17 protein-coding genes are annotated in these 21,926 nt (G+C 68.9%); 6 read left to right on the forward strand and 11 right to left on the reverse strand.

All coding sequences use genetic code 11. From position 1 onward, the window contains the following. The first annotated feature begins 445 nt into the window (after positions 1–445). Positions 446–5,374, forward strand: a complete 4,929-nt coding sequence (locus tag ACZ7OI_RS02105) for an RHS repeat-associated core domain-containing protein (protein WP_470262389.1) — start codon at positions 446–448, stop codon at positions 5,372–5,374. 13 nt (positions 5,375–5,387) lie between these two features. Here the strand turns inward: ACZ7OI_RS02105 and ACZ7OI_RS02110 are convergent, their stop codons facing one another. The 4 genes from ACZ7OI_RS02110 to ACZ7OI_RS02125 are packed head-to-tail and all read right to left on the reverse strand — an operon-like array spanning position 5,388 to position 8,884. Continuing rightward, complete coding sequence (locus ACZ7OI_RS02110) at positions 5,388–5,804, reverse strand: carboxymuconolactone decarboxylase family protein (protein ID WP_470262390.1); 417 nt, start codon at positions 5,802–5,804, stop codon at positions 5,388–5,390. Beyond that, entirely contained in the window at positions 5,801–6,265 is a 465-nt protein-coding gene (locus tag ACZ7OI_RS02115) for a MerR family transcriptional regulator (RefSeq protein WP_470262391.1), read from the reverse strand. The genes ACZ7OI_RS02110 and ACZ7OI_RS02115 overlap by 4 nt, the downstream gene beginning before the upstream one ends. Before the next feature lie 41 nt (positions 6,266–6,306). Next, complete coding sequence (locus tag ACZ7OI_RS02120; protein WP_470262392.1) at positions 6,307–7,569, reverse strand: MFS transporter; 1,263 nt, start codon at positions 7,567–7,569, stop codon at positions 6,307–6,309. Continuing rightward, positions 7,562–8,884 (reverse strand): GH1 family beta-glucosidase, encoded by a 1,323-nt coding sequence (locus ACZ7OI_RS02125; RefSeq protein WP_470262393.1) that lies wholly within the window; start codon positions 8,882–8,884, stop codon positions 7,562–7,564. Before ACZ7OI_RS02125 ends, ACZ7OI_RS02120 begins: the two co-directional genes overlap by 8 nt. A 114-nt stretch (positions 8,885–8,998) precedes the next feature. Here ACZ7OI_RS02125 and ACZ7OI_RS02130 point away from each other — a divergent pair, with 114 nt between their 5' ends. Beyond that, entirely contained in the window at positions 8,999–9,658 is a 660-nt protein-coding gene (locus ACZ7OI_RS02130; protein ID WP_037806876.1) for a TetR/AcrR family transcriptional regulator, read from the forward strand. Positions 9,659–9,676: 18 nt separating this feature from the next. Here the strand turns inward: ACZ7OI_RS02130 and ACZ7OI_RS02135 are convergent, their stop codons facing one another. Continuing rightward, positions 9,677–10,864 carry an amino acid deaminase/aldolase gene (locus ACZ7OI_RS02135; protein WP_470262394.1) on the reverse strand — a complete coding sequence of 396 codons (1,188 nt, stop codon included), beginning with the start codon at positions 10,862–10,864 and terminating at the stop codon, positions 9,677–9,679. Between the two features lie 99 nt (positions 10,865–10,963). Here ACZ7OI_RS02135 and ACZ7OI_RS02140 point away from each other — a divergent pair, with 99 nt between their 5' ends. After that, positions 10,964–12,265, forward strand: a complete 1,302-nt coding sequence (locus tag ACZ7OI_RS02140; protein ID WP_470262395.1) for a D-arabinono-1,4-lactone oxidase — start codon at positions 10,964–10,966, stop codon at positions 12,263–12,265. Here ACZ7OI_RS02140 and ACZ7OI_RS02145 read toward each other — a convergent pair whose 3' ends face one another. The 3 genes from ACZ7OI_RS02145 to ACZ7OI_RS02155 are packed head-to-tail and all read right to left on the reverse strand — an operon-like array spanning position 12,266 to position 14,567. Further along, positions 12,266–13,210: a ribose-phosphate diphosphokinase gene (locus ACZ7OI_RS02145; RefSeq protein WP_470262396.1), complete on the reverse strand. Its 945-nt coding sequence runs from the start codon at positions 13,208–13,210 to the stop codon at positions 12,266–12,268. It lies immediately after the preceding gene. Then, positions 13,210–13,860 (reverse strand): SDR family oxidoreductase, encoded by a 651-nt coding sequence (locus ACZ7OI_RS02150; RefSeq protein ID WP_470262397.1) that lies wholly within the window; start codon positions 13,858–13,860, stop codon positions 13,210–13,212. The genes ACZ7OI_RS02145 and ACZ7OI_RS02150 overlap by 1 nt, the downstream gene beginning before the upstream one ends. A gap of 41 nt (positions 13,861–13,901) precedes the next feature. After that, a complete protein-coding gene (locus ACZ7OI_RS02155) occupies positions 13,902–14,567 on the reverse strand; it encodes a hypothetical protein (RefSeq protein ID WP_470262398.1) in 666 nt (221 codons plus the stop codon). Positions 14,568–14,988: 421 nt separating this feature from the next. On the opposite strand from ACZ7OI_RS02155, the gene ACZ7OI_RS02160 reads away from it, so the two are divergent. Together ACZ7OI_RS02160 and ACZ7OI_RS02165 are read left to right on the forward strand one after the other, a co-directional pair. Next, the gene (locus ACZ7OI_RS02160) at positions 14,989–16,059 is read left to right on the forward strand and encodes an HpcH/HpaI aldolase/citrate lyase family protein (RefSeq protein ID WP_470262399.1); all 1,071 of its coding nucleotides are present in this window, start codon (positions 14,989–14,991) and stop codon (positions 16,057–16,059) included. Further along, entirely contained in the window at positions 16,056–16,916 is an 861-nt protein-coding gene (locus tag ACZ7OI_RS02165) for an HpcH/HpaI aldolase/citrate lyase family protein (RefSeq protein ID WP_470262400.1), read from the forward strand. Before ACZ7OI_RS02160 ends, ACZ7OI_RS02165 begins: the two co-directional genes overlap by 4 nt. A gap of 45 nt (positions 16,917–16,961) precedes the next feature. Here ACZ7OI_RS02165 and ACZ7OI_RS02170 read toward each other — a convergent pair whose 3' ends face one another. Both ACZ7OI_RS02170 and ACZ7OI_RS02175 read right to left on the reverse strand, forming a co-directional pair. After that, positions 16,962–18,362, reverse strand: coding sequence for an acyl-CoA synthetase (locus ACZ7OI_RS02170; protein WP_470262401.1), 1,401 nt, complete (start codon positions 18,360–18,362; stop codon positions 16,962–16,964). An 8-nt stretch (positions 18,363–18,370) separates the two neighbouring features. Then, entirely contained in the window at positions 18,371–19,693 is a 1,323-nt protein-coding gene (locus tag ACZ7OI_RS02175; RefSeq protein ID WP_470262402.1) for an MFS transporter, read from the reverse strand. An 86-nt stretch (positions 19,694–19,779) separates the two neighbouring features. Here ACZ7OI_RS02175 and ACZ7OI_RS02180 point away from each other — a divergent pair, with 86 nt between their 5' ends. After that, on the forward strand, positions 19,780–20,529 hold the full coding sequence (locus ACZ7OI_RS02180; RefSeq protein ID WP_470262403.1) for an IclR family transcriptional regulator: 750 nt from the start codon (positions 19,780–19,782) through the stop codon (positions 20,527–20,529). Between the two features lie 10 nt (positions 20,530–20,539). Here the strand turns inward: ACZ7OI_RS02180 and ACZ7OI_RS02185 are convergent, their stop codons facing one another. Continuing rightward, positions 20,540–21,922 (reverse strand): amidase, encoded by a 1,383-nt coding sequence (locus ACZ7OI_RS02185; protein WP_470262404.1) that lies wholly within the window; start codon positions 21,920–21,922, stop codon positions 20,540–20,542. Between the last annotated feature and the right edge of the window lie 4 nt (positions 21,923–21,926).

A 21,926-nucleotide genomic window follows, 5' to 3' on the forward strand; every position in this document is an offset into this window, starting at 1 on the left:
GTCCGTACCCCCGAGCGAGACGGACCGCCCTCGGCCACCTCTGGACCGCAAACGCGATTAATCGAAAAATGTCCGGCAGAACACCTAGCGGACGCAGTAATCGGACGCTAGGTTGAAGATCATCGCACCGGCGGTACCGCGCCGGTCGCGACCCAGAACTCCGCGGGCCGGTGCCGTTGCACTCCCCTCCCCCGACCGGCACCGGCCCGCGGTTCCACTTCCCCGACCCGTCGCGGACTCCGGCTTCCGGAGCTCCCCGGCGGGTTTTGTGCGCTTACCGTTGACCCGCACTCGCCGCGGTGGCGCGTGCGGACATCGCCAGCGGTAATTCCGCGCAACACCGGGGCAAACGCGAGGGAACGGTCGGTAACCTGTTGCGGGGTCTGTGCGTTCGAATTCGGCTGCGCGCCCAAGTGATGTGTGTTGAGCGTCGAGAAGGGCCGGTATGTCGAATCCATTGGTGGCCGAAAAGCAGGACTCGACCTCCGCTATCTCCGGCATCTCGATCCTCGAGGCAGGCAAGGGCCTGAAGGACGGCATCGAGTCCGGCGACTGGGCGGCGACCGTGATGGGCGCGGTCGGGGTCGGCATGGAAGCGCTCGCCGCGGTGATGGACCCGTTCGGCGCGATCCTCGCCGCGGGCGTCGGCTGGCTGATCGAGCACGTCGGCCCGCTCAAGGAAGCGCTGGACAAACTGGCCGGCGACCCGGACCAGGTGCACGCCTACTCCGAGACCTGGAAGAACGTCGCCAAAGAGGTTTCCTCCGTCTCCCAGGACCTGGCCGCGCAGGTCAAAAAGGACATCGAGTCCTGGGAAGGCGCAAGCGCCGACGCCTACCGCAAGCAGGCCGAGGAGGTCGCCAAAACTCTCGAAGGCGCCGCGCAGGCCTGCGAAGGCGCGGGCAGCGGGGTGAAGACCGCGGGCGAGGTCGTCGGCGCGGTGCGGATGCTCGTGCGCGACATCATCGCCCAGGTCGTGGCGCACCTGATCTCGTGGGCACTGCAGGTGCTGTTCACCCTCGGCATCGGGATGGCCTGGGTGGTGCCGCAGGTGGTCAACCTGGTGGCGAAGACCGCCAAGCAGATCGCCGAACTGGTCAAGAACCTCACCAAGGCGCTCAAGGAACTCGGCAAGCTCCTCACCAAGACCAAGGGCCTGTTCGAGAACGTCGCCAAGTCGATGAAGAGCATCAAGGGCGGCGGCAAGGAGGCCACGCACACGCCGAAGGAGATCAAGTCGCCCGGCGGCGGCTCGACCAAACCTTCCGGCGCGAAGGACACTCCGAACGAAAAGGGCGGTGGCGGCGGCGAGAAACCGCCGCCGGTCAAGGACGAGTCCACCAACACCTCCGGCGCCCACGACGGGCCGCCGCCGGAAAACAAGGGCGGCGGGAACCACGAACCGCCCCCGCGCGAACCCGCGAAGGACGAGACGCCGGGCGGCGGCGAGTCCGGTGGCGGCGCGAACAAAAACGAACGCGGCGGGAACGAGCAGCCCGACCCGGCGAAGGACAAGACCGAGGCGTCCAACGCGAAGAACGAGGGCGACGCCGATCCGCCCTGTCTGACCGACCCGGTCGTCATCTCCACCGGCGAGGTGCTCGTCGAGGACTACGACCTCGAACTGCCGGAACTGCTGATCCGCCGGACCCATCGGTCGTCCTACCGCGCCGGGCGCTGGTTCGGCCCGACCTGGGCGTCCACTGTGGACCAGCGGCTGGAGTTCGGCGAGGAGTACGTCCGGTACCACGGGCCGGAAGGCGTCATCCTCTATTACCCGATGCCCGCCGGGGACGAGCCGGTGCTGCCGCTCGAGGGCGCGCGCTGGCCGCTGACCAAGCACGCCGACGGCAGCTGCACCATCGACCAGGTCCGTCCGGACCGGACCATGCGGTTTTCCGGCGAGGGCAAGGCTTTTCCGCTGCGCTCGATCGAGGACGCCGACGGCGCGCGGACCGAACTGTCCTATGCGGACTCCGGCGCCCCCGAACTGCTCACGCATTCCAGCGGGATCCAGGTCGGCTTCCGCACCGACGGGCACCGCGTCACCGAACTGCGGATGATCGGCGACGGCCCGGCTCCGGACGTCGTCGTGCGCACCTACCGCTACAACTACCGCGGCCATCTCTCCGAGGTCATCAACTCCTCGGGCACCGCGATGCGCTACACCTACGATCCCGACGGCAGGGTCACGAGCTGGGAAGACCGCAACGGGGTCTCCTACCGCTACGTCTACGACGCCGAAGGCCGCTGCGTGCGCACCGAGGGCGATCAGGGCTTCTACAGCGGCGCGTTCGAATTCCTCCCCGAGGACCGCATCACCCGGTTCACCGATTCCCTCGGCCACGTCTCGGAATACGAGTACAACCTGGAGGGACGGCCGGTCCGGGAGATCGACCCGCTGGGCAACGTGACGCTGTCGGAATGGGACCGCTACGGCAATCTGCTCCGCCGGGTCGACCCGCTCGGCCGGGTCACCGAGTACACCTACGACGAAGACGGCACGCCGCTCACCATCGCCCGCCCCGACGGCAGTCTCGCCGAACTGGAGCACGACGGCGTCGAACTGGCCTCGATCACCGTGCACGGCAATGGAAGGACCTGGCAGCGCCGGTACGACCAGCCCGCCGTGCCTGAGCTCCCGGGTTTCCTGGGCGAAGCCGAGATCTCCGACGAGGAGCTGGACCAGTTCGGCCGCCCGCGCACCGCACCCGAGGTCGGCGGCGGACGCGTGCAGCTGGGCTGGACGGTCGACGGCAAACCCGCGTCGCGCGTCGGAGTGCGCCGCGAGCGCGCGATGTGGCGGTACGACCGCGAAGGCAACGAGATCGAGCACGTCGACGAACTCGGCCGCGCGACCAAACGCGAGTACGGCCCGTTCGACGTGGTCACCGCGGTCGTGGACCCCTCCGGCGCACGCACCAGCTACACCTACGACACCGAGCTGCGGCTGACGTCGGTGACCGATCCGCTGAACCGCACCTGGACCTACACCTACGACCCGCTCGGCCGGCTGGTCGCGCAGACCGATTTCGACGGCCGGACCCGGACCTACGCCTACGACGCGGCCGGACAGACCGTCGCCGTGACCGAGCCGGACGGTTCGGTCACGGAGAACGTGTACGACCTGCTCGGCAACCGGGTCGAGATCCGCAGTCCGCACCGCACCGTGCGCTACGCCTACGACCCGGTCGGCAACGTCGTGCGCGCCGAGTCCGCGGACTCGGTGGTGGAGTTCGATCGCGACCTGTACGGCCGGGTCGTCCGCGAGGCGATCGACGGCGTCGAGGTGCACTTCGCCTACGACGAGCAGAGCCAGACCATCCGCCGCCGCACGCCGTCCGGCGCGGAGAGCGTGTGGACGTTCGACGAGGAGGACCGGCCGGTTTCGCTGGCCACCGCGGGACACACCGTGCGCTATCGGCTGGACGACGAGGGCCGCGTCCTCGCCCGCGACACCGACGGCATCAGCACCCTGCAGCAGGCGTTCGGCCCTCGCGGGCTGATCACCGCGCAGCAGGTTTCCCGTGGAACATCCCCGGTGCAGCGGCGCGGTCTCGAGTACTACGCGGACGGCAGTCTCGCCGCGGTGCAGGACAGCATCTCCGGGAAGACCGGCTACACGCGGGACGCGGCCGGGCGCGTGGTCACGGTGTCCTCCTCAGCGGGCACGGAAGAGCTGCGCTACAACCCGGCCGGCGAGCTGACCGCCTGGTCGGGCAGCTCCGGTCTGTCGTCGGACTACGACGCCCTCGGCCGCCGGATCCGTCACCGCGAGGTGCATCCGGGCGGCGTGCGGGTGTGGGAGTACTCCTGGACCGGCGACCTGCTCACCGGGCTGCGCACGCCGGACGGCGCGCAGTGGCGCTACCGGTACGACCCGCTCGGCCGCCGGATCGCCAAGGAGCGGCTGCTGGCCGACGGTTCCGTCGCGGAATCGACCCGGTTCGTCTGGGACGGCTTCGTGCTCATCGAACAGGAGCACACCGACCCGGCCGGAGTGCGCCGGACGACCACCTGGGAACGTCGGCCGGGCAGCGACGAACCGGTCACCCAGTTCGAACGCGGCCCCGGCGGCGACCGGTTCGCGTCCGTGGTCACCGACGCCATCGGGACGCCGACCGAACTGATCGACGAACACGGCGGACTCGCCTGGAGCGCGCGGCGTTCGTTGTGGGGCCGGGTCCAGCCCGGCGGAATCCCGCTGCAGTTCCCCGGCCAGTACGCTGACGCCGAATCCGGCTTGCACTACAACGTGTTCCGCTATTACGACCCGGCCGTCGCGCGCTACATCAGCCAGGATCCGCTCGGACTGGAGGGCGGGCCGAACCCGAGCAACTACGTTCCCGACCCGTTCGCGGCCACCGACGTGCTCGGCCTCAAATGCAACAAGGGCAAAGGCAAGGACACCGATCCGCCGCCCGCGGACTCCACGGCCAAGCACAACGCCGACAACGGCGGCGGCAGTTCCTCCTCGACCACCAAGGACAAGGCCGGCGACAAGCGCAAGCGCGGCAAGGACGACGACGGCACCAGCGCCAGTTCGGACAAGTCCGACAAGAAAAAGAAGACCGACGACGAAAAGAAGGAAAAGGGGCCCTGGGCGCGCCCGGACAAATTCCAGAAGCGCGCCCAGGACGTCATCGACGCGCAGAAGAAGGATCCGAAGAGCCCGTTCTTCAACACCGGCGACAAGGTGCACGCGCGGCACATCATTTCGTTCCAGACCATGCGGGACAACATGAAGAAGTGGGTGGAGCACCAACCCGCGAAGGATCAGGCCGCGCTGACGAAGAAGTACACCACCGAGCTGCGGAAGATGAACAGCAACCCGAACAACCTTCCGCTCGGCCCTGGCAAGCCGAACACCTCGATCGGCAGCGTCGTGGACAAGTTCCCGCACGTTCAGGAGCGCATCAAGAACGGCGAGACCCCGAAGGAAGCCTTCGACAATTCGTCCGGCTACCTCAAGGACATCAAGCCGGAATACGCGGACGGGGCGATCAAGGCCACCGACCACATGAAAAAGCCCGAGCAGGACGCGTTCATGGACAACGTCAAGGGCAGCTCCGACTTCGACTGGCCCGGTGGCACGAAAGAACAGTTCAAGGAATGGAGCGACATGCGCGACCGGTTCCTCGACCTCGGCAAGGATCCCGGGAAGTACAGCGCCGACGACGTGAACAAGCTCATCAAGGACTTCGACGACCTCAAACCGCCCAAGATCATGGACGACGCGAACGGCAATCGCGTCATGGGCCATCCGTACCCGAATCAGTTCGACAACGCACCGAAGGGCGATCCGTTCAGCCGAAACGAAAAAGGGGAGATCATCCCGCCCGCGGACCTGCCCCCGTTGCCGGACAAGAAGTAGGGCTCCGCGGACATCAGGCGGTTTCCTCCGCGTCCCGGGCGGCGAACACCTCGCGCGCGGCGAAGGTGGCATTCAGCGCTCGCGGGAATCCCGCGTAGACCGCCGCGTGCATGAGCGCTTCGGTGACTTCCTCGCGGCTGACCCCGACGTTCAGCGCCGCGCCGATGTGCACCTTCAGCTGCGGTTCGCAGCCGCCGAGCGCGGTCAGCACGCCGAGGGTGACGAGCTGGCGGCTGCGCGGGTCGAGGCCGGGCCGGTCGTACATGTCGCCGAAGGCGAACGCGGCCACGTGGTGCCCGAGCGCGGGGTTGATGTCGGCGAGGGAGTCGACGACGGCTTCGCCCTGGTGACCGTCGATGCGGGACAGCACCTCGAGCCCGTGCTTGCGGCGGGCGAGGTTTTCCGGGCTGTCGATGTCGTACTGGGTCACGGGAGCGGGCCTTCCTGGTAAGTGGCGATCTTGTATTCGGTGGCGGCGAGGGAAAGCTGCAGCTGAGCGATCTGCGCGCGCAGGGTGTCGCGGTGCTCCAGGAGCATTTCGACTCGTTCGGGCACGGTCTCGGTGCCGGACTCGATCAGCTCGACGTAGCGGCGCAGGTCGCTGATCGGCATGCCCGAGACGCGCATCCGCGTCAGGAACACGAGACGGCGCACCGACGCAGCGTCGTAAACCCGGTGTCCGGCGCTGTCGCGGGCGACCTCGACCAGCCCGATCCGCTCGTAGTACCGCAGCGTGTGCGGGTTCAGCCCGAGGTGTTCCGCGGTGGTGGCGATGTCCCACTCGTTCGCGTCGTCGTCCCGGGCGAGTTCCCGCAGCGCTTCGACCGACACCGTGCCCGGCGGATCGACCGCCAGGCGCAGCGCCTCGGTCAGCGCGTCTTCCTTCTCCATGCCGAAGACGCTAAGCCTGTGAGCGCGCTCAAACGCAAGCGCTAACCCACCGACCGGATCCGCGTCACCAAAACCCCGGCCAGCAAGGTCGCCACCGCCGACGCCGCGAACAGCCCCGGGTACCCGCCGAGCCAGTGCAGGATCAGCGTCGTGAGCAGCGGGGCGACCACCTGCGGCAGCGAGTTCGCGATGTTGACCACGCCGAGGTCCTTGGCCCGGTTCTGCGCCGCGGGCAGCACCTGCGTCAGCATCGCCAGCGCGACCGCCATGTAAACGCCGAACCCGACGCCCAGCAGCGGCGACGCCACCAGCGCCACCGGCCAGCTCTGCCAGATCACCAGCAGTAACGCGGCCAACGCCATGATCGCCGCCGAGCCGAGGACGTACGGCTTGCGCTTGCCGGACTTGTCGGAGAAGTGCCCGGCCAGCACCGCGCCGATCACCAACGCCACACCGTAGAGCCCCATCATGATCAGCAGGCCGCTGTCCGGATCCGGGTAATGCACCGCGTCCTTGAGGAAGAACAGCAGGTAGAGCGTGCCGAACGCGTTGCCGAGGTTGATCATGAAATGGCAGCCCCACGCCCACGCGAAGTCCGGGTGCCGCCGCGGCGAGACCCACAGGTCGGCGAGGATTTCGCGGATCCGGCCGCTCGGCCGGAACTCCACCGGCAGCCGCGCGTCCGGCGTGCGGAGCACGAACGCCGCCGCGCCGGCGAGCACGATCGCGGCGCAAGCGGCGTAGCCGAGCGGGAGCCCGGCGAGGTCGAGCATCACCACGACCACCACCGCGCCGAGCACGGTGCCGAGCATCTGTGCGATGCCGACCAGCCCGCCGACCTGCGCGCGCTGCCCGACCGGAACCCGGTCGGCGATACCGGACATCAGCGTCGCGAGCATGCCGTTGAGCCCGGCCTGCACGAGACACCAGCCGATCGTCATCACGACGACGTTCGGGGCCTCGGCCAGCACCAGCAGCCCGGCCGCGCCGATCGCGCCGCCCGCGATCGTCCACGGATGCCGCCTGCCGAACCGCGAGCAGGTGCGGTCCGAGAGCAGGCCGATCGCCGGGTTCGCGACGAGCGCGACGGCCGCGCCGATGCCGGTCACGACGCCGAAAACGGTTTCCTTGTGCGCGGCGTCGAGCAGTTCGGCCTGCTGCGGAAGCAGAACCTGGATCGGTGCGTAAACGCCGAGCCAGAGCGCGATGTTCGCGAGGAACAGCAGCGTCATCCACCCGGCGCGGACGCGCTTGACCGGCTCGGCGAAAACGTCCGGGACCGCGGTGGCGGCGGTGTCACTCATGGCGGACCAGCTTCCGGTACCAGGCGAAGGAATCCTTGGGCGTGCGGCGTTGCGTCTCGTAGTCCACGTGCACGAGCCCGAACCGCGGCGCGTAGCCCTTGGACCATTCGAAGTTGTCCAGCAGCGACCAGACGAAGTATCCGCGCACGTCCACTCCGGCATCCATCGCTTCGCGCAGCGCTTGCAGGTGGCTGGCGAGGAATTCGACGCGTTCGGGGTCGGGGACGCTGCCGTCGGCGGCCGGTTCGTCGGCGAAGCTGCAGCCGTTCTCGGTGATCTGGATCGGCGGCAGGTGTTCGCGGTAGCGCTCGTGGAAGGACACCAGCAGGTCGCGCAACGCCTGCGGAACGATCGGCGAATCGTTGGTGGTCATGGGATAGCCCTCGATCGGGCGCAGTTCGAACGGCAGCGGGTTGCCCTCGCCGGGGGCTGTCACGCCTTGGGGTTCGTAGTAGTTGACGCCGTAGAAATCGAGCGGCTGGGCGATCGTGGCCAGGTCGTCGGCGAAGTTCTCCGGCAGGTGCGGGTGGACCTGCTCGGGGTAGCTGCCGAGCAGCATCGGATCGGCGAAGGTGCGGTTGATCAGCGCGTCGAGCCAGTCGGCGGCCTCGCGGTCGGCGGGCGTGTCGTGGTCCGGCCAGATCGGCGAGTGGTTGTTCGCGGTGCCGATGCCGGTCGCGCCCGCCGCGCGCAGCGCCTGCACGGCCAGCCCGTGCGCGAGGTTCTGGTGATGCGCCGTGGGGAGCGCGTCGAGCAGGAGGAACTGGCCGGGCGCGTACTCGCCGATGCCGTAGCCGTAGATCGACATCACCATCGGCTCGTTGAGCGGGATCCAGAGTTTCGCCCGATCGGCGAAATGCTCCCCCACGATCGTGGCGTAATCCGCGAAGCGAAAGGCGGTGTCGCGCGAGCGCCAGCCGCCCGCGTCCTCGATCGCCTGCGGCGTGTCCCAGTGGTACAGCGTGATCGCCGGGGCTATTCCGGCCGCGCATACCTCGTCGATCAGCTTGTCGTAGAAGGCAAGTCCCTCCGCGTTGGGCTTGCCGGCGCCGTCGGGCTGGATGCGCGGCCAGGCGATCGACATCCGGTAGGCGCCGACGCCGAGTTCCGCCATCAGGGCGATGTCCTCGGAGTAGCGGTGGTAGTGGTCGGCCGCTACCTTGGCGTCCTCGCCCCGGGCGATCTTGCCTTCGGTTGCGGTGAACGTGTCCCAGATGGACGGCCCTCGGCCGCCCTCGGCCGTCGCCCCCTCGATCTGGAACGCCGAGGTCGAGACACCCCACAGGAAGCCGGGCGGGAAGGTCGGATGGTCCACGCTGAGCACCCCTTGCCTTCGGACACCCTCGCGGGTGAACGTGAAAAGTTCTCATATGTTAGGTCGTCACTCGTCTCGGGGGAAGCCCCGCGGGGCGCTAAAGTCCCAGATCAGATGAGTGAATCGCGAGAGACTCCGAGGAACGACGTGGCCGAGACCCAGGCTGAACCCACACCGCTGCGACGAAAGCCGGTTCAGCAACGCAGTGCCCGGCGGGTGGAACAGATGCTGGACGCGAGCGCCGTGCTCATCGACGAGCTGGGCTACGACGCGCTCACCACCACGCTGATCGCCAAACGCGCGGGCGTCGCGGTCGGGTCGCTGTACCAGTTCTTCCCGGACAAACGCGCGGTCGTGCAGGCGCTGACGCAGCGGAACCTGGAACGGTTCGTGGCCGCGGTGAACGAGCGGCTGCAGCAGCTCAGCCCCGAGCACTGGTGGAACATCGTCGACTCGGTGCTCGACATCTACCTGCAGATGCACCGCGAGGTGCCGGGGTTCTCGAAGGTCCACTTCGGAGACGTCATCGACGTCCGGCTGCTGGCCGACGACCGCGACAACAACTCGGTCATCGCGGATTCGCTGGTCGAAATCCTGCGCGGGCACGTCGACCGCCCCGCCGACGAACTCCGGTTCGCCATCGCGATCGCCAACGAGACGGCGGACGCGCTGCTGAAGCTCGCCTTCCGCCGCGACCCGAACGGGGACGAGCGGATCGTCGCCGAGGCCAAGCACGTGGTGAAGGGTTATCTGGCAAGCAAATTCGGCGACTGAGCCCGCGGCGGTCTGTGCTCAGCCGAAGTTCTGGCCCTCGCCGCGGTAGGTCGGGACGGTTCGCTCCACCTGGCTGCCGCGGACGAGGTGATACGCCAGGAAGCGTTCGGCCAGTTCCCCGGCTTTCGCGTGCCGCAGCCAGACCCGGTCGCCGAGCCGCAGGGTGCGCGCGGCCTCGCCGGTCACCGGCGTCTGCACCTCGCCGGCGCCCTCGAAACCCAGCAGGCGCAAGCCTTCCGGCAGGTACGGCGACGGTTCGCGCGACGGACCGGTCGGGCCGGAGGCGATGTAGCCGCCGGAGTACAGCGTCGCGACGTTCTTGGCCGGACGGCGCACCACCGGCAGCGCGAACAGCGCGGCCGGGCGCGGCTGGAAGTGCGAGTAGCCGTCGAACAGGGTCGGCGCGAGGAAGCCGGAACCGGCGGCGATCTCGGTGACCACGTTCTCCGCGCCGGTGGTCTCGATGCTCCCGGTGCCGCCGCCGTTGACGAACTCCAGGTCGGCGACCTCGCGCACGGCACGCACCGCGGCACTCCTCCGGCGAGCCAGCTCGGCCGCGGAACGGCGTTGCATCCAGCCGATCACCCGGTTCTGCAGGCCTTTTCCGGCAGCGTCGCCAAGACCGGCGATCTGGCCTTCGTACGCCATCATCCCGACCAGCTTGAAGCCCGGCCGCTCGACGATCTTCCGCGCCACCGCTACGGCTTGCCCCGGTTTGAACACCGGCGAACGCCGGGTGCCGACATGCACGCCGGGGAGCGGACGCCAGGACGCGTCGAGTTCGAGGCAGACGCGGATGTCCGGATGGCCGTGGCCGAGCGCGGCGTCGACGAGGTCGAGGTGCTCGGTCGAATCGACCATGATCGTGACCGCCGTGCGAGCGCGTTCGCTCGCAGCCAGCCGGCGGAGCGCTTCGTGGTCTGCAGTCGGGTACGCGACCACGATGTCGTCGGAAGTGCCCAGCTCAGCGTGCCAAACGGCCTCGGCGAGCGAGTAGCACATCAGGCCTTCGAAGCCGTCTCGCGCGAGCGCTCGCTCCAGCAGCGCACGGCAGCGCACGGACTTGCTGACCACCCGGATCGGCTTGCCCGCGGCCCGGCGCAGCAGGTCGTCGGCGTTGGCGTCGAAGGCGTCCAGGTCGACGATCGCGAGCGGCGGATCCAGGTCCTTCGTCGCGAGGTCGTACCCGTGCGCAGTGGTGGTCACGCACTTACGGTACGACAACAAAGCTTGAAACGCGAATACTATTCACTTACGGTTTCGGCATCTATCGTGGGAACCTTCCAGCGAAGAACAGGTGCCGCAATGACGTGGAGCAACTGGGCCGGAACGGCCAAGGCCACCCCGCAACGGGTGCACCGGCCGCGCAGCGCGGCCGAGATCGCCGAGGTCGTGCGCGGGATCGCCGAGGCGGGGCACCGTGTTCGCGCGCTCGGCAGCGGGCATTCGTTCACCGCGATCGCCGCCGCCGATTCCGACGCGCTCGACCTCACCGCGTGGACCGGCATCGAACGCGCCGACCTCGAAACGCAGCAGGTCACCGTCCGTTCCGGCACCACGCTCCGCACCCTCAACGCCGCACTCGACGCGCTCGGGCTCGCGATGACGAACCTCGGGGACATCGACGCACAGACCATCGCCGGCGCGATTTCCACCGGCACGCACGGCACCGGTGCGCGCTTCGGCGGAATCTCGACCCAGATCGTCGCGCTGGAACTGGTTCTGGCGGACGGTTCAACGGTCCGCTGTTCGGCCGACGAACGTCCGGAGTTGTTCCACGCCGCGCGCGTCGGCCTTGGCGCGCTGGGCGTCATCAGCACCGTGACCCTCCAATGTGAACCGTCCTTTGTGCTCTCCGCGCAGGAGCGTCCGGAGCCGCTGGAACAGGTCCTCGAAGGCTTCGACGACAACGCCGCGAACAACGACCACTTCGAGTTCTACTGGTTTCCCTATGGCAGCAAGGCGTTGGTGAAGCGCAACAACCGCCTGCCGGTGCACGCCGAGCGGAAACCGTTGTCCCGCCTGAAGCAGTTCGTGGACTACGAACTCACCGAGAACGTCGCGTTCGGCGGGCTCTGCCGGCTCGGCCGCGCGGTGCCGAAGCTGGTGCGTCCGCTCGGCGCGTTCGCCTCACAGGTGTCGTCGCCGCGGGAGTACAGCGATCTTTCGCACCGCGTTTTCGTCACCCATCGCGGCGTGCGATTCGTGGAGTCGGAGTACGCGGTCCCGCGCGAATCGGTGCTCGACGTGCTGGCCGAACTGCGCGGGGTGGTGCCGAGGCTGCGGAATCCGGTGGCGTTCCCGGTGGAGGTGCGCGTGGCCGCGGCGGACGACATCTGGCTGTCCACCGCGAACGGCCGCGATTCCGCCTACATCGCGATCCACCAGTTCCTCGGCATGCCCTACCGCGAATACTTCACCGCGTTCGAGGCCATCGCGGGCCAGGTCGGCGGACGGCCGCACTGGGGCAAAATGCACGACCTCGACGCGTCCGTGCTGCGCACCCGCTACCCGCACTTCGACGATTTCCTGCGGATCCGCAAGGAATGCGACCCGGCCGGGACGTTCACGAACACCTATCTCGACCGGGTCCTCGGCACCGTCTGATCAGTTCGGCTCGAACAGGGAACTGACCGACTCTCCATTGTGGATTCGCCGCATCGCCTCGGCCAGCGCCGGGGCGATGGACAGGATCCGCAGTTTCTCCGTGCGTTCCTCGACCGGCACCGGCACCGTGTTCGTGCAGACGATCTCCAGCACGTCCTCCTGGCCGCCGATCCGCTTGAGCGCGCCGTCGGCGAACAGCCCGTGCGTGCAGGCCACCCGGATCGACCGCGCACCCATTTCCCGCAGGCGGTCCAGCAGTTCCAGCACCGTGCTGCCGCGCGCGATCTCGTCGTCCAGCACGATGATGTCGCGGCCGGCGATCTCGCCGATCACCGACGTGATCTCGACGCGATCGTCGGCGAACCGCTGCTTCGCGCCGGCCGCGACCTTCGCGCCGAGCAGCCGGGCGAAATGCGCGGCTTCCTTGGCGTTGCCCAAATCCGGCGACACGACCGTAGTCTCCGAAAGGTCGTACTGCCGGAAGTACCGCGCCAGCTCGCGCAACGCGTGCAGATGATCGACCGGCACGCTGAAGAACCCGTGCACCTGCGGCGAGTGCAGAGTCATGGTGAGCACGCGGTTCGCCCCGGCCGTGACCATCAGGTCCGCGACCAGCCTGCCGCCGATGGAGATTCGCGGCGCGTCCTTTTTGTCCGAGCGCGCGTACGAATAGTGCGGCATCACCACGGTGGTGCGCGCGGCCGAGGCGCCGCGGGCCGCGTCGAGCATCAGCAGCAGCTCGACCAGGTTTTCCTGCACCGGTTTGACCAGCGGCTGGATCAGGAAGACGTCCCGCTCGCGGCAGTTGGCCTGGAGCTGGACCTGGAGGCAGTCGTTGGCGAACCGGTCGATCTCCACCGGAAGCAGCGGAACACCCAGGTTCGCGCAGATTTCCTCGGCGAGCTCGGGATGCGCGCTGCCGCTGAAAACCGCGATGTCGCGCATCAGATCCGGGACAGCGCGTCGGCGATGGAATCGTCGCCGGAGACCAGCTCCAGCGTGCGCCGTGCCGTCGCGGGAGTGTCGAGCAGCGCCAGCAGCACCGCGGCGACGTCCTCGCGCGGGATCTCCCCGCCCCCGGTCTTCTCCGCGATCTTCACCTGGCCGGTGCCGGAATCATTGGTCAGGCGGCCGGGACGCAGGATCGTCCAGTCGAGGTCGCGGGCCTTGAGGTCTTCCTCGGCGGCGCGCTTCGCCCGCAGGTAGGCGGCGAAAACCGGGTCGAAGCCGGGGTCGTCCGCCTTGTCCGCGTTGATCGAACCGACCTGGATGAACCGGCGGACGCCAGCGCGCTGCGCGGCATCGGCGAACAGCACGGCCGCGCCTCGGTCGACGGTGTCTTTGCGGCCCTCGCCGCTGCCCGGGCCTGCCCCGGCGGAGAACACCGCGGCGTCCGCGCCTTCGAGCACCTTGGCGACCGCGGCTACATCGGACTTTTCAAGGTCGAGCACGACAGTCTCGGCGCCGACCGCGGTGAGGTCGGCTTCGTGGTCCGGATTGCGCACGATGCCGACCGGCGCGTCGTGCCGCTGCGCGAGCAGCTTTTCCAGGTGCAGGGCGATCTGGCCGTGTCCGCCAGCAATGACGACTCGCATGAACCCGACTCTATCGCCGCGCGCGGCCCGACGCCGGTGCTTCAGTCCGCCTCGACGGCGGGGACCGGAGCCTCGGAGTCCTCGCGCAGCAGCAGGTCGTAGGCCATCTCGTTGACCCAGCGCGAAACCGGGTCCTCCTGCAGCAGCACCCGGTCGTGGTGGGTGTCGAGGTCGAGATCGGCGGTGGCGTACGGGTCGGCGGTGACGACCGCGAGGCCGTAGGCGCGGGCGCGCGGCAGGCAGTTCGTCACGTAGTCGTCGGTCAGCACGGCAGGCGATGGGAGCACCATCGCGGCCTCGCCGTAGCGCGAAAAGGGCACCGCGGAGGCCATCGCGGTCCGCCAGTGCCGGGCGACCGCGAGGACGCCGATGATCTCGGCGGCCGGCGCGGGTGCGGTCGCGGCCAGCTCTGGCCAGGTCCAGGTGTCGACGAGGGCGCGATCGGCGACGGGACCGACACCCATCGCGATCCGCTCCGCGTGCACGTCGGTCTTGAGCTTCGCGACGATGCTGACCTTGCGGCCGAGCAGGGTCGTCGCGGGCAGCACTACGCCGTTCCAGCCCAGAAGGGCCGCGGCCTTGCGCGCCAGCTCGTCGACGCTCGCGGGGAGCTCGATCGGCGGCAGCACCCGGCTCGCCGTCGTCCGGCTGCGCTTCGCACCGCCGGCGACCGTCGAGCGCTCGGTGTTCTGTGGGGTAGCCGCCACGAGTCCGCCTCCTTCAAGCACCTGTTCCCGAGTACCGGCGAAAACCGGTACATGAACTGAGTACCAGGGCAAAGACGCGAGGTCTCCGGGTTGCCGCGCCGCGTGCGATCGGCGGCGCTCAGCGGTCGGTGACCGGTCGGTAGGCGGTCGTTCGACTTCAGCCCGACCGTGCGGCCAACCGAGTGAGACGGGGGTGAGTGGTGCGCACGGAGCGCTTCCCCTGGGTGTCGCGGCACCCCGCGCGGGGCAGGGCGGGCGGCGCAACGCCTTACTCCGATCGGCCTAATCAATCGGGTTCCACAGTGGACTTCCGCTGGTCACGGGCATCACCCGGATGGCGGGTGAGCTTCGCCGCAGCGAGGGTCTGCGCCTCCGGTTTAGGGTTACCCGTCGGTCAAGTACCCGCCGGGAGGGACCCAGGATGCGCTCGCCGAAGGATTTCTTCGCACCGCTCGCCGTCGGAGCGCCGCAGCCGCCGCGGCAGATCCCGGTGCGGCCGTCGCGCATGATCCACTTTTTCGATCCGGGCAACGAAAAGATGGCCGCGAAGGTCCCGGAGATCGCGAAGAAGACCGACGTGCTGCTGGGCAACCTGGAGGACGCGGTCCGCGCGGACCGCAAGGAGGCTGCGCGCGCCGGGCTGGTGTCGATCGCGAAGGCGACGGACTTCGGCCGCACGCAGCTGTGGACGCGGGTGAACAGCCTCGATTCGCCGTGGGTGCTCGACGACCTGATCACCCTGGTCACCGAGATCGGCGACAAGCTCGACGTGATCATGGTCCCGAAGGTCGAAGGCGCGCAGGACATTCACTACGTCGACCGGTTGCTGGCGCAGTTGGAAGCACGCGCCGGGCTGACGAAACCGCTGCTGGTGCACGCGATCCTGGAAACGGCGAGCGGCGTGGCGAACGTCGAGGAGATCGCCGGCGCTTCGCCGCGCATGCAGGGCATCTCGCTGGGCCCGGCCGACCTCGCCGCGAGCCGCCGGATGAAGACGACCCGCGTCGGCGGCGGTCACCCCGGTTATCTGGTGCGCACCGACCCGGTCGGCGACGACCTCAACGAGGGCCGGACGACGTATCAGCAGGATCTGTGGCACTACACGGTCGCGCGGATGGTCGACGCGTGTGCGATGAACGGAATCCTTCCGTACTACGGACCGTTCGGCGACATCCGCGACGTGGTGGCGTGCGAGGACCAGTTCCGCAACGCGTTCCTGCTCGGCTGCGTCGGCGCGTGGAGCCTGCACCCGGTGCAGATCGACATCGCGAAGAAGGTTTTCTCGCCGTCTCCCGCCGACGTGGCCTGGGCCCGGCGCGTGATCGCCGAGATGGGCGACGGCACCGGCGCGGTGATGATCGACGGGAAAATGCAGGACGACGCCTCGGTCAAGCAGTGCCGGGTGGTCGTGGAACTGGCTGACGAACTGGCCGCCACCGACCCCGAACTGGCCGCCGCGTACGACGCCGCGACAAAGGAGATCCAGTCATGACCGAACTGCGCCCGCGGCGGTCCGTGCTCTACATGCCCGGTGCGAACGAACGTGCGCTGGAGAAGGCGAAGACCCTTCCGGCGGATGCGCTGATCCTGGACTTGGAAGACGCCGTCGCTCCCGATGCGAAGGAAGCCGCGCGCGAGCGGGTCTGCGCCGCGGTTTCCTCTTATGGGAAGCGGGAAGTGACGATCCGGGTCAACGGCCTGGACACCGAATGGCACGACGCCGACCTGCGCGCCGCCGCTGCCGCCGGTCCTTCAGCGGTCGTGGTGCCGAAGGTGAACTCTGCGGCCGAGGTGCACAACATCGAGCGTGCGCTGGAGCTTGGCGGAGCGCCGGAGCACACGAAGATCTGGGCAATGGTCGAGACGCCGGTCGCGATGCTGCACGCGGAGGAGATCGCGGGGGCGTCGGAACGGTTGACTGTGCTGGTGATGGGCACGAACGACCTGGCGAAGGAATTGCACGCGGAGTTCGTGCCGGGCCGGGGACCGTTGCTGGGCGGGCTTTCGCTGTGCCTGCTGGCCGCGCGCGCGACCGGAAAGGTGATCCTGGACGGGGTCTACAACGACGTCAAGGACGCCGAAGGCTTCGAGGCGGAATGCTTGCAGGGGCGGCAGTACGGGTTCGACGGGAAGACGTTGATCCATCCTTCGCAGGTGGAGCCGTGCAACCGGGTCTTCGCGCCGTCGGAGGAGGAGATCGACCGGTCCAAGCGGATCATCGCGGCGTTCGAGGAAGCTTCGGCTGAAGGACGCGGCGTGGTGACGGTGGACGGGCGGATGATCGAGAACCTGCACGTGGAGAACGCGCGGCGCGTGCTGGCGTTGGCGGAGGCGATCGGGGCGAAGTAGGGCGGCCGAGTGCGGCGACGAACACCTCGCCGCCGCACTCGAGGCTCAGAGCAGGTTCTTCTGCACCTTCCCCATCGCGTTGCGCGGCAAGGATTCCAAGACTCGCACTTCGCGCGGTCGCTTGTGGACCGACAAGGTACCCGCCACGAAATCCGTCACCACGGTGCCGTCGAGGCTGTCTCCGACCACGTAGGCGACGATTCGCTGCCCGAGGTCGTCGTCGGGAACCCCGACCACCGCCGCCTCGCGCACGCCGGGGTGGGCCAGCAGCGCTTGTTCCACCTCTCCCGCGCCGATGCGGTAGCCGCCCGACTTGATCAGGTCGACCGATTCCCGTCCGACGATCCGGTGGAAGCCGCTCGCGTCGGCGACGGCGATGTCGCCGGTGCGGAACCAGCCGTCCTCGGTGAACGACTCCGCGGTCTTGCCCGGCAGGCCCAGGTATCCGTCGAAGAGAGTCGGGCCGGTCACCTGGAGATGCCCGAGGCTCTCGCCATCGTGCGGAACCGGGTTTCCCCGGTCGTCGCACAGTCGCGTTTGGACGGTGGGCAGCGCGGTGCCGACCCAGCCCGGCCGCCGTTCGCCGTCGTAGCGCGTGCTGAGGGTGATCAGCGTTTCGCTCATCCCATAGCGTTCGACGGGCGCGGCTCCGGTGAGTCCGGACAGCTTCTCGAAAACTGGCTTGGGCAGCGGCGCACTGCCCGAAACGAGCAATCGCGCGGACCCCAGCGCTCGCGCGGCGGACGGCTCCGCACACATCCGGGACCACACTGTCGGGACGCCGAAGTACAACGAGCCCCGCGCTTCCGCGTAGGCCGCGGGCTTCGGCCGCACGGTGTGCGTGAGCGGTGAGCCGACGCGCAACGCGCCGAGGACGCCCAGCACCAGCCCGTGGACATGGAACAGCGGAAGCCCGTGCACCAAGGTGTCCTCGGCGGTCCACTCCCACGCTTCGCTCAACGCGTCCAGGCACGCGGCGATGGCCGAGCGCGAGAGCACGACGCCCTTCGGCGCGCCGGTCGTCCCTGATGTGTAGACGATCAGCGCCGGGCTTTCGGCGGCTGGTTCCGGATAGCTCTTCGAGGACCGGGCCGCGGCGTCGATCGGCACGACCGGCAGTTCGACGTCGTCCGGCGCGTCACCCAGCCAGAGCTGGACGCCGGAGTCGGACAGGACGTGCCGTCGCTCGGCCGGTCCCGAATCCGGCGGAACCGGCACCGCGGTCACGCCCGCCGTCAGGCAGCCGACCACGGCGACGATCGTCTCCAGGCTCGCGTTCGCGTTGACCGCGACCCGGCCGGCTCCGGCGATCCGGTCCGCGACCGCGGCGGCGGCGCCGCGCAGTTCGCCGAGCGACATCGAGGAATCGCCGACCCGGACGAACGGACCGTCCGCGAAAGCGATCGACAACGCGGTCAACAGGGGCGGCTGGGGGGTGTCCTTCACTGGTTTCCTCACTCGGGCAGCGGTTTGTTGCGGGTCTCGGGGACAAGCGGGAGCAGGAGCAGCCCGGCGGCGAAGACGACGGCGGTGGACGCCAGCGGCACGGCGAGCGAACCCGTCCCGCGGATCGCGACGCCGAGCACGAACGTGCCGACCGCCGCGAACCAGCGGGAGATCGTGGTGGTGAACGCGAACGCGGTGGCCCGGAACAACGTCGGGTACTGCTCGGGCAGCCACACGGTGAACACCGCGAAGTTCGCCCCGCCGAGGCCGAGGATCGGCAGGAAGGCGAAAAGCAGCGGCAGGTTCCCCAGCGGGTAGGCGACCGCGTAGGTCCCGACGATGCCGACCGCCATCAGCGCGAAGAACAGCGCCAGCGCGCCCCGGCGGCCGAGCTTGTCGGCGAGCCATGGCGTGCCGATGCAGCCGATGACGGTGAAGACCGCCGAGATCGCCGCCGCGAGGCTGGCCAGCTGAGGTCCGTGGCTCGCCCCGGTTTCCTTGACGAGCGCCGTCACCGCGGTCGGCACGTAGGTGGCCGTGGCCCACAGTCCGATCACGCAGGCCCCGAGCAGCAGCAGATTGCCGATGGTCCGCCGCCGGTATTCGCGGCTCATGATGTTGCGCAGCGGGGCGAGCAACGACGTCCGCCGGGCGGTTTCGGCTTGTGCCGCCCATTTTTCCGGCTCCTTGGTGTTGCGCCGGATGAACAGGACGAGCAGCGCGGGCACGATGCCCAGCAGGAACAGCCCGCGCCAGCCGAGCTGCTGGCCGAACGCCAGGTAGATCACGGCCGTCAGCAGCTGGCCGACGTAGTTGGCCGAATGCAGCACCCCGCCGAGCTTGACGCGCAGCCGCTCGGGAACGGCCTCCGCCACCAGCGTGGCCGCCATCGCCCATTCGCCGCCGATCCCGACCGCGCACAGGAAGCGGAACGCCATCCAGGCCCACACGTTCGTCGAAAAGCCGGCCAGTGCGGTGAACACCGAGAAGAGCAGGATGCTGCCGATCATCGCCGGCCGCCTGCCGAAGCGGTCCGCGATCGGGCCCCAGATGAACGAGCAGCCCCATCCGGCCAGGAAGAGCGCACCGCTGAGCTGGCCGTAGAAACCGATGTTCCCGACGTCCGGGGTGATGCCGGACGGCGGAAGCAGTTCGGTCAGCGTCGGCGCGAGCACCAGGCCGAACATCGCGAGCGTGAACCCGTCCATCGCCCAGCCGCCGAAGGAGCCCCAGAAAGCGTTGCGCTGGGCCCGGTTCATCCGGACCGGCGGCCCCGGGTCGGCCTGACCGCTGCGGGACCGTTCCCCGTCGGCTTCCTTGATCGTCGTCATGACCACCTCACTGTGGTCCACATTACGGACCGATGGACTACTATGTGGACCGGTAGCGTATGAACGGGATCACCGAAGGTCAAGGGGTGGCGAACGTGAACAGCGTGCTCACTGCGTTACGGGTGTTCGAGGCGGTCGCCGCGGCGCAGCCCGCGGGGCTCAGCGAGCTCGCGCGCCGGCTCGAGGTCCCCAAGAGCACGGTGCAGCGATGCCTCAAGACGCTCGCCGACGCGGGCTGGGTCCGGCCGGAGCCGAGCGGGGACGGCCGGTGGGTGATCACCGGGAAGGCGTTCAGCATCGGCAGCGCGGTCAGCTCCGGGCCGCGATTGCGCGAGATCGCGCTGCCGGTCCTCAGCCGGCTGCAAAGCGACACCCGCGAGACCATCCACCTGACGGTCCCCGACGACGACGCGATGGTGCTGATCGAGCGGCTCGACAGCCCGCATCAGCTCCGCGCGTTTCTCCAGCTGGGCACGCGGCTTCCGCTGCACGCGGCGTCGAACGGCAAGGCGTACCTGGCTTCGCTGGACGACGCGGCCGTCGAATCGTTCCTGCGCAACGGTCTGCAGAAGGTCAACGACCACACCGTCACCGACCCCGGCGTCATCCGGCGGGAAGTCTCGGAAATCCGCCAGCGCGGCTACGCGGTCACCAACGAAGAACTCCACGAAGGCATCGCCGCGGTCGCTGTCGCGCTCAAGACGGCGGACGGCGAGACCTGCGGGTGTTTCAGCATTTCCGGGCCGACGACGAGGCTGACCCCCGACCTTTACGCGACGTATGGCGAGAAGGCGATCGCCGCGAAAGCGGAGATCGAGCGGTTCCTGTCCTTCTGAGGCAGCCCGTTCAGCTCGGCCAGGGAAGCTGTTCCCCGCGCAGCTTCTCGAAGGCTGTCGCGATTCGCAGTACCTCCAGGTCGGCGAACCGACGTCCCGCGATCTGCAGGCCGATCGGCAAGCCCTCCGGGGTATAGCCGCAGTTCAGGGACACCGCGGGCTGTCCGGACATGTTGTACGGCACGGTAAACGCGATGTGCTCGAACGGCCGCGTCGGGTCGTTTGTCGGGGACGGCCAGTCTGCGGGCGGCGGGCCGACCGGGCAGGTGGGCGAGAGGACCACGTCGTACGGTTCGCTCGCGCGCAAGGCGGCCACGCTGATCGCGTCGATGGCGGCGAAACCGCGGTAAGTGTCCACACCGGACGCATCCGCTCCCCCGACCGCCCAATCCGCGATGTACGGCAGGACTCGCGCGCGCTGGTCCTCCGACAGCGCGGCCATGTCGGACCAGGCGCGGACTCGCCAGAAGGTGTCCAGGCCATTCAGATGTTCGCGGGTCAGGAACGGAGCGACAGGTTCTACGACCGCGCCCGCGGACGAGAACAGGGCGGCGGCGGCAGTGACTGCGTCGGCGACCTCCGGAGTGACGGGGAGGCCGACGCCGGGGTCCAGTTGCAGACCGACGCGCAGGCCGTCGAGGGAGCTGGTCAGGGAGAGCCAGTCGATCGACGCTGGCGGCAGGCTTAGGTGGTCGCGCGAATCGGGTTGGGCCAGGACGCTCATCAGCAGGGCGGTGTCGGCGACGGTCCTGGTCAGCGGTCCGGCGACGCGGCCGAGGAACGGCGGATCGACTGGCACTCGGCCGAAGCTGGGCTTCAGGCCGACCAGACCGCACCACCCGGCGGGGAGGCGGATCGAGCCGCCGATGTCGGTGCCTACGTGCAAGGGGCCGTAGCCCGCAGCCGCTGCGGAGGCTGCTCCGGCGCTGGAGCCGCCCGGAGTGCGCGTGACGTCCCACGGGTTGCGCGAAGCGGCGTGGAAGCTTGAGAGGCCGGAGGTGAGCATGCCGTAGTCGGGCATGGTCGTCTTCGCCAGCAGTACTGCGCCTGACTCGCGTACGCGGGCTGCGGCGGGAGCGTCGGCAGCGGCGGGGGTCAAAATGGTGGCGGCGGTGCCGAGAGGCGTAGGGAGGCCTGCGGAGGCGATGTTTTCCTTCAGAGTCAACGGGACGCCGTCGATGGGGCCAGAGGGTTCGCCAGCGTGCCAGCGCACTTCGGACGCCTTCGCTGCTTCACGGGCTGAAGCGGCGTCGTACGCGTACAGGGCGCACAGTTCGGGTTCACGGGCATCGATGCGCGAGAGGACGGCTTCGGTGACTTCGACCGGCGAGAACGTCTGCGCGCGGTACCCGGCTACCAGCTCGTTAGCAGTCAGGTCGGCCAATTCGGTCATCGCG

The organism is Amycolatopsis sp. NPDC114503 (genome assembly GCF_055633655.1).

Coding starts and splice junctions, on each gene's coding strand:
- ACZ7OI_RS02145 (WP_470262396.1), bottom strand. CDS start 13,210: ATGCGCGACATCGCGGTTTTCAGCGGCAGCGCGCATCCCGAGCTCGCC.
- ACZ7OI_RS02120 (WP_470262392.1), bottom strand. CDS start 7,569: ATGAGTGACACCGCCGCCACCGCGGTCCCGGACGTTTTCGCCGAGCCG.
- ACZ7OI_RS02185 (WP_470262404.1), bottom strand. CDS start 21,922: ATGACCGAATTGGCCGACCTGACTGCTAACGAGCTGGTAGCCGGGTAC.
- ACZ7OI_RS02115 (WP_470262391.1), bottom strand. CDS start 6,265: ATGGAGAAGGAAGACGCGCTGACCGAGGCGCTGCGCCTGGCGGTCGAT.
- ACZ7OI_RS02140 (WP_470262395.1), top strand. CDS start 10,964: ATGACGTGGAGCAACTGGGCCGGAACGGCCAAGGCCACCCCGCAACGG.
- ACZ7OI_RS02175 (WP_470262402.1), bottom strand. CDS start 19,693: ATGACGACGATCAAGGAAGCCGACGGGGAACGGTCCCGCAGCGGTCAG.
- ACZ7OI_RS02165 (WP_470262400.1), top strand. CDS start 16,056: ATGACCGAACTGCGCCCGCGGCGGTCCGTGCTCTACATGCCCGGTGCG.
- ACZ7OI_RS02160 (WP_470262399.1), top strand. CDS start 14,989: ATGCGCTCGCCGAAGGATTTCTTCGCACCGCTCGCCGTCGGAGCGCCG.
- ACZ7OI_RS02130 (WP_037806876.1), top strand. CDS start 8,999: ATGAGTGAATCGCGAGAGACTCCGAGGAACGACGTGGCCGAGACCCAG.
- ACZ7OI_RS02105 (WP_470262389.1), top strand. CDS start 446: ATGTCGAATCCATTGGTGGCCGAAAAGCAGGACTCGACCTCCGCTATC.
- ACZ7OI_RS02150 (WP_470262397.1), bottom strand. CDS start 13,860: ATGCGAGTCGTCATTGCTGGCGGACACGGCCAGATCGCCCTGCACCTG.